This is a genomic window from Streptomyces sp. ATLC9 (assembly GCF_057196705.1).
Map to the genome: position 1 here is coordinate 1 of NZ_JBXUOY010000271.1, position 6,754 is coordinate 6,754.

The 6,754-nt window shown below is 75.2% G+C and carries 6 protein-coding genes; 4 read left to right on the forward strand and 2 right to left on the reverse strand.

Annotation, left to right across the window (positions count from 1 at the left end):
• Window positions 1–823: DMT family transporter (locus AC2CJA_RS22155; protein WP_484604434.1), on the forward strand; the 823-nt coding region annotated here is incomplete at its 5' end.
• A gap of 84 nt (window positions 824–907) precedes the next feature.
• Here the strand turns inward: AC2CJA_RS22155 and AC2CJA_RS22160 are convergent.
• Window positions 908–1,576 (reverse strand): pyridoxamine 5'-phosphate oxidase family protein, encoded by a 669-nt coding sequence (locus AC2CJA_RS22160; protein WP_484604435.1) that lies wholly within the window; start codon window positions 1,574–1,576, stop codon window positions 908–910.
• Window positions 1,577–1,653: 77 nt separating this feature from the next.
• Between AC2CJA_RS22160 and AC2CJA_RS22165 the strand changes: the two genes are divergently transcribed.
• A complete protein-coding gene (locus AC2CJA_RS22165) occupies window positions 1,654–2,994 on the forward strand; it encodes an aminotransferase class I/II-fold pyridoxal phosphate-dependent enzyme (RefSeq protein WP_484604436.1) in 1,341 nt (446 codons plus the stop codon).
• Window positions 2,995–3,007: 13 nt separating this feature from the next.
• On the opposite strand, the gene AC2CJA_RS22170 is transcribed toward AC2CJA_RS22165, so the two are convergent.
• A complete protein-coding gene (locus AC2CJA_RS22170; RefSeq protein WP_484604437.1) occupies window positions 3,008–4,009 on the reverse strand; it encodes a DMT family transporter in 1,002 nt (333 codons plus the stop codon).
• 73 nt (window positions 4,010–4,082) lie between these two features.
• Here AC2CJA_RS22170 and AC2CJA_RS22175 point away from each other — a divergent pair, with 73 nt between their 5' ends.
• Window positions 4,083–5,051, forward strand: coding sequence for a LysR family transcriptional regulator (locus AC2CJA_RS22175; RefSeq protein WP_484604438.1), 969 nt, complete (start codon window positions 4,083–4,085; stop codon window positions 5,049–5,051).
• 512 nt (window positions 5,052–5,563) lie between these two features.
• Window positions 5,564–6,610: a DNA alkylation repair protein gene (locus AC2CJA_RS22180; protein WP_484604439.1), complete on the forward strand. Its 1,047-nt coding sequence runs from the start codon at window positions 5,564–5,566 to the stop codon at window positions 6,608–6,610.
• Window positions 6,611–6,754: the final 144 nt, after the last annotated feature.

Genomic DNA, 6,754 nt, shown 5'->3' on the forward strand with positions numbered 1-6,754 from the left:
GGGCCGTGCGGCCCCGGCGGCGGCCCCGGCCCCGCCCGAGCCGCGGCGCCGCCGGGCGGGACGGATCGTGGCCACCGGGCTGGGGCTGACGCTCTTCCAGACCGCCTACTTCGCGGCCGTCCAGGCCACCGGGCTCGCCGTCGGCACGGTCGTCACCCTCGGCGCCGGGCCGGTGCTGATCGCACTCGGGGCCAGGCTCACGATGGGCGAGCGGCTGGGGCGCGGCGGCCTGGCGGCCGTGGCCGGTGCGCTGGCCGGTCTGGCGGTGCTGTGCCTGGGCGGCGACGGGACCACGGTGCGGCCGCTGGGCGTCGGCCTCGCGCTGCTGTCCGCCTCCGGTTACGCCGCCATCACCCTGCTGACCCGGTGGATGGGCCGCAACGGCGCGGGCGGCGACCCGTACTCCACCACCACCTGGGCGTTCGGCGTCGGAGCGGTGTGCCTGCTGCCCCTGGGACTGGCCGAAGGGCTGCTGCCGCACACCGCCGAGGACCCGCTGCGGGTGCTGCTCCTGCTGGCGTACACCGCCGCGGTGCCGACGGCGCTGGCCTACGCGCTGTACTTCGCGGGGGCGGCGGTCGTACGGTCGGCCACCGCCTCGGTGATCATGCTCATCGAGCCGGTGAGCGCGGCCGTGATCGCCGTCGTGCTGCTGGGCGAGCGGCTGACCGCGGCGACCGTCGCGGGCACCGCGCTGCTGCTCACCGCCGTGACGGGGCTGGCGATCGCCGAGGCGCGGCTGGCCTCCGGGGCGCGCCGCGCGGCCGCCTCGGGCGCGGGGGCCGGGGGGACCGGAGGCGTGGGAGGCGGGGCGGGGGCGTGACAACCGGAGGGTGAGAGGCCGGAGCGGGCGCGGGCGGAGGGAACCGCCCGTGCCCGCTCGCGTACCCGGTCCGCTCCGCCACCGTCAGAGAGCGGCGAGGTAATCCGGTACGGCGGCGCCCGCGGCCATGTCCTCGGCCGGTACGGGAGTGCCGTAGGTCCTCCGTACCGGCACCACACCGCTCCAGTGGGGGAGGGAGAGGTCCTCGGGCTCGTCGTTCGGGCCCCCGGTGCGGACCTTCGCCGAGACCTCCTCCAGATCCAGGGCGATGACGGCGGTGGCGGCCAGCTCCCGTGCGTCGGCCGGACGCGAGTCGGCCGAGCGTCCGGGGACGACCTGGTCGACGATGGCGTCGAGGGCGGCGGCCCGCTCCGCGGGGTCGTCCACCCGATGTGCGGTGCCGTGCACCACCACGGAGCGGTAGTTGACCGAGTGGTGGAAGGCGGAGCGGGCCAGCACCAGGCCGTCCAGATGCGTCACCGTCAGGCAGACGGGCAGGCCCTCGTCGGAGGAGCCCGCCGCCCGCAGCGGCCGGGAACCGGTGGAGCCGTGGACGTACAGGCGCTCGCCGACCCGGGCGTAGAGGGTCGGCAGGACGACCGGTGCGCCGTCGCGGACGAAACCGAGGTGGCACAGGTATCCGTCGTCGAGGACGGCGTGCACCAGCTCGCGGTCGTACGCCGCGCGCTCGCGGCCGCGGGTGGGGACGGTGCGTCCGGTCGGGGCGTACGCCTCTCCGTGGGTGGTGGACATGGTGTTCGACTCCCTCTCGTCCGCGGCGGTGAGCCGCCGACTTGCTCCCTTTATTGATCTAGTGCATAGTGTGTTTTGTGCTAGGAGCATATCGGATCGAAGGGCGGCGCGCAGCCGAGATCGCCGCCAGCGTGGAACGCGGGGTCGGCTCGGGGGATCTGGAGCCCGGCGGACTGCTGCCCCCCATGCGGGAGCTGGCGGCGGAGCTGGGCGTGAACCCCAACACGGTCGCCGCCGCCTACCGCACCCTGCGCGAGCGCGGAGTGATCGAGACGGCCGGACGGCGCGGCAGCCGGGTGCGCCCGCGCCCGGCCACCACCGCCCGCGAGGCGATCGGCGTCGAGGCGCCCGAGGGCGTGTGCGACATCTCCCAGGGCAACCCGGATCCGGCGCTGCTGCCCTCGCTGAACGCCGCGCTCGCCGCCGCCGCGCGGCGCCACGAGCGGCGCCCGACGCTCTACGGCGACCCCGGACTCACCGACGACCTGGTCCGGCTGGCGCGTGCGGCCTTCGACGCGGACGGGGTGCCGCCCGGCCCCGTCGCCGCCGCCTCCGGATCGCTGGACGCCATCGAGCGGGTGCTGGCGGCCCACCTGAAGCCCGGGGACGCGGTCGCCGTGGAGGACCCGGGGTGGGGGAGCCTGCTGGACCTCGTCCCCGCGCTGGGTCTGCGGACGCTCCCGGTCGCCCTGGACGACGACGGCCCCCTGCCGGGGTCGGTCGAACGGGCGCTGCGGCAGGGCGCGCGGGCCCTGATCGTCACCGACCGGGCCCAGAACCCGACCGGCGCCGCGGTCCGTGCGCCGCGCGCCCGCGAACTGCGCCGCGTCCTGGCCGCACACCCACGCGTACTGCTGATCGAGGACGACCACGGACACGGCATCGTCGACCTCCCCCTGCACCCGCTGGCGGGCGAGGACGGTCCGGCCGACCACTGGGCTCTGGTGCGCTCCACCGCCAAGGCATACGGCCCCGACCTGCGGCTGGCGGTGCTGACCGGCGACGCCGTCACCGTCGACCGGGTGCGCGGACGGCAGCGGCTGGGGCCCGGCTGGGTCAGCCATCTGCTCCAGCACACCGTCACCGCTCTGTGGGAGGACCGGGCGATCGACCCCGCCGAGATCGCCGGCTCCTACGGCCGCCGCCGCGCCGCACTGCTCGACGCGCTCGCCGCGCGCGGAATCGAGGCGTACGGACGCAGCGGGATCAACGTGTGGGTGCCGGTGCCCGACGAGACCGGCGCGGTCGCCCGGCTGCTGCGGGCCGGCTGGGCCGTCGCCCCCGGGGCCCGCTTCCGGATCGCCTCGCCGCCCGGCATCCGGCTGACCGTCTCGCCCCTGTCCGAGGACGAGGCCGGGCCGGTCGCCGACGCGGTGGCGGCGGCGATCCGGCCCGGCGAGGCGCGGCGGTACGGCTGAACCGTACCGTCCGTCACGGCCGCGTGCTCCGCTCCCGGTTCCGTGCCCGGCTCTGTGTCAGGGCCGCGCCGACGAGCACGATCAGCGCGCCGACGGGGGTGCTCCAGACCAGGTGCTCGTCCAGCAGCGCGACTCCGGCCGCCGTGGCGATCACGGGGATGAAGTACGTCACCAAGGTGGCCGTGGTCGGGCCCACCTCCGCCACCAGCCCGTACTGCAGCAGGAAGGCGACCCCGGTGCCCAGCGCGCCCAGCGCGGCCACCGCCAGCAGCGGTCCGGCGGGGAACGAATCCGGGAAGGAGGTGAACAACGGTGTCACCACGGCCAGTTGCAGAGTGCCGAGCAGAAGCTGGGAGCCGGCCATCGCCACGTTGGAGCCGTCCGCGCCCGACAGCGTGCGCCGCACGTACACCCAGCCGACCGCGTAGCTGAGCGCGGCGACCAGCGCCATGGCCGTGCCGGCGGGATCCTGCCCGCTGAACCCCTGCCAGGCGCCGAGCACGGTCAGGACGCCCGCGAAACCGACGCCGAGCCCGCCCACCCGGCGCCGGGTGGGCCGGTCGTCGGAGAGGGCGACCAGGGAGAGCAGCATGCCCCACAGAGGCGTGGTGGCGTTGCAGATGCCCGCCAGGGTGGAGGAGATGGTCAGCTCGGCGTAGGAGAAGAGGGTGAACGGCAGCGCGTTCAGCAGGAACGCGGCGACCGCCAGATGCCCCCAGGTGCGCGGGCCCCGCGGCAGTCGCTCACGCCGCAGCAGCAGCACCGCGCCCAGGACGGCCGTACCGAAGACCAGGCGTCCCAGGGTGACCTGGAGCGGGGCGAAGCCGTGGGTGCCGATCTTGATCAGCAGGAAGCTGAAACCCCAGATCAGGCTGAGGGCGGCGAAGCGGACGCGCCAGTCGACCGCGGGCGGACGGCGGGCCGCGGAAGGGACCGGGGCGGCCGGGACGGCCTGAGCGGTGGGGCCGGGGGAGCCGGGAACCGGCACGGCGCCGGGAGGAGCGGAGGCGGACATGCGTCAACGATGGCGCCTTCAATGATTGAGGACAAGTGAGAAATCCTGGAGTGAAAAGCTTAGTATCGCTTACATGTTGAATCTGGACCGGCTGCGCATCCTCCATGCCGTCGCCCGCCACGGCTCGGTGAGCGGGGCGGCCGAGGAGCTGTACGTCACCACCTCGGCCGTCTCCCAGCAGATGGCCAAACTGGAGCGCGAGGCCGGCCAGCAACTGCTCGCCAGGAACGGCCGCGGCGTCCGGCTCACCGACGCCGGCCGCCTGCTCGCCGAGCACGCCCGGCGCGTGCTGTCCCAGCTCGAACTCGCCGAGGCCGAACTGGAGGCGCACCGCGGCCAGGCCGTCGGTGAACTGCTGCTCGCCGCCTTCCCCACCGCGGCCCGTGGACTGTTCCCCGCGGCCCTGGCCGCGCTGCGCGCCGGCCACCCCCGGCTGCGACCCCGGATGCGGGAGCTGGAGCCCGAGGAGTCGGTACGGGCGCTGGTGCGCGGGGACATCGACCTCGCGGTCGTCCTGGACTGGCACAACCGGCCCCTGTCCCTGCCCGGCGGACTGGCCAAGGAGCCGCTCCTGGACGACCCGGCCGATGTGGCGATGCCCGCCGGCCACCCCCGCGCCAAGGCCCGATGGGTGGAACTGGCCGACTTCGCGGACGACGAGTGGGTCTCCTGGCCCGGGGGCGAGTTCTGTCATGACTGGCTGCTGTTCACCCTGCGCGGTCAGGGCATCGAGCCCAGGCTGTGCCACACGGCCGGGGAACACCACACCCAGCTCGCCCTGGTCGGCGCCGGTCTCGGGGTCGCCGTCGCCCCTCGCCTCGGCCGCGGACCGCTGCCCGCGGGAGTGGTGGTCGCCCCCGTGCGGCACCCGATGAAGCGGCACGTCTACGCGGTCTGGCGGGAGGACGCCGACCGCAGGCCGTCCATCCGGGCGGCGGTGGAGGCGCTGCGCACGGCCGCGGACGGCGCCGGCGGGCGGCGTTCGCCGGCGTCGGGGCGGTTGCCGGCGGCCGCGTTCGCGCGCCCGGTGTCGGAGGCGTGACATACGGTTGGAGCCGCCATCGCTACCGGTCCCGGGTGCCGGGCGCGGGCGTTCGCCGGCCGGTTCGCCCGGTTCGGTGCGGCTTGCCCAGGCGGTGGCCGAGCGGGGGGCTGTGGGCGGCGGGTGCGAGCCGCATCCGGTGCGGGGCGTGGAGCGGGGGTGGCGACCAAGGCGGAGTCGACGGCGTATCACGGCGGCGGGGGGGGGGGGGGGGGGGGGGGCGCGGGGGCGGCCGGGGGGGCGGCGGTGGACCGCGGGCCGGAGGCCGCGGGGCAGCGGGGGGGGGCGCGCGGCGGCGCCCGCCCCGCCACGGCCGGGGCCGGCGGACCGCCACAGCACCCACTCGTGCCCGGCGAAGACGCCGCCCCCGGCGGACACCCGGACGCCCGGGGCATCCCGCCAGGCGCCCACGAGGACAGGGAAAGGTCCGGACACCATGACCGGCGAGTTACGGACTGAAGCGACGCTTCGACAGCGAGGCGGCACATCTCATCGGCGGCAGGATCCGTGCCGTGCGCCCCGAGTTCGATGTCGAGGGGTACGCCGCCGAGACCGGGCGGCGTGTCCAGGGCAAGGAACTGAAGGACCGCGTCCTGGTCCTGGCCGAGGGCCTGCGCACCCGGCTGCCCGGGGACTACCCCGGCGCCGTGCCGGTCCTCCTGTCGATTCTCGGCGACGAACTCGCCGAGGGCGAAGGCATGTTCAACCCCAGCTGGTTCCTGATGCCGGTGGCCGGATTCGTGGAGGAGTACGGTCTCGACCACCCCGAGGTGTCCCTCGACGCCATCGAGGAGATCACCAGGCGGCACACCGGTGAGTACGCGATCCGGCCCTACATCGAGCGGCACCACGAGCAGGCGATGGAGCGGATCGCCCGGTGGGCCCACAGCCCGAGCCACAACGTGCGGCGCCCGGCGAGCGAAGGAGTCCGGCCCCGCCTGCCCTGGGCCCGCACCCTCGACGTCTTCGTCAGGGATCCGCGGCCCGTCCTGGAGATCCTCGAACCGCTCCGCGGCGACCCGTCCGAGTACGTCCGCAGGTCCGTCGCGAACAACCTCAACGACATCTCCAAGGACAACCCCGGCACCGCCCTCGCCACCGCGTTGCGCTGGCTGGAGGAGAGCCCCGCCCCCGAGACCCACCGGATCGTCCGGCACGGGCTGCGCACCCTGGTGAAGAAGGGCGACCAGCAGGCCCTGGCCGCTCTCGGCGCGACCGGCGGTGAGCAGGTCCAGGTGCCCCGGCTGAGCGTCACCCCCCGGTCGGTGACCGTCGGGGACACCCTCCTGATCGACCTCGACATCGTGAACACCGACGACCGGGCCCACAACGTCACCGTCGACTACGTCGTCCACCATGTGCGCAGGAACGGCCGCAGCGTCCCCGAGGTCCTCAAGCTCACGGTCCTCGACCTCGCGGCCGGCGAACGGCGGAGCCTGCGGAAGACCCACTCCGTCAAGGAGGTCCGGACCCGCAAGTACTATCCGGGCGAGCACGCCGTCGACATCCAGGTCAACGGCCTGGTGAAGGCCACCGGGCGATTCGGTCTGCGCATATGAACAGCACCGCTGGCGGTGCTGCCCCCGTCGCTGCGCGTGTGGCTCGGGCCGGTCGCGGCCCTCGGCGCACCGGCGGCCCCGGCCCGGGGCCCCCGGGGGGCGGGGGCGGGGGGGGGTGGGGGGGTGTAGTTCCGCCCCCGGGTG

What these genes read in the sequence shown, in the direction of transcription:
- AC2CJA_RS22175 (WP_484604438.1), top strand. Translation starts at nt 4,083, where the DNA reads ATGTTGAATCTGGACCGGCTGCGCATCCTCCATGCCGTCGCCCGCCAC.
- AC2CJA_RS22170 (WP_484604437.1), bottom strand. Translation starts at nt 4,009, where the DNA reads ATGTCCGCCTCCGCTCCTCCCGGCGCCGTGCCGGTTCCCGGCTCCCCC.
- AC2CJA_RS22160 (WP_484604435.1), bottom strand. Translation starts at nt 1,576, where the DNA reads ATGTCCACCACCCACGGAGAGGCGTACGCCCCGACCGGACGCACCGTC.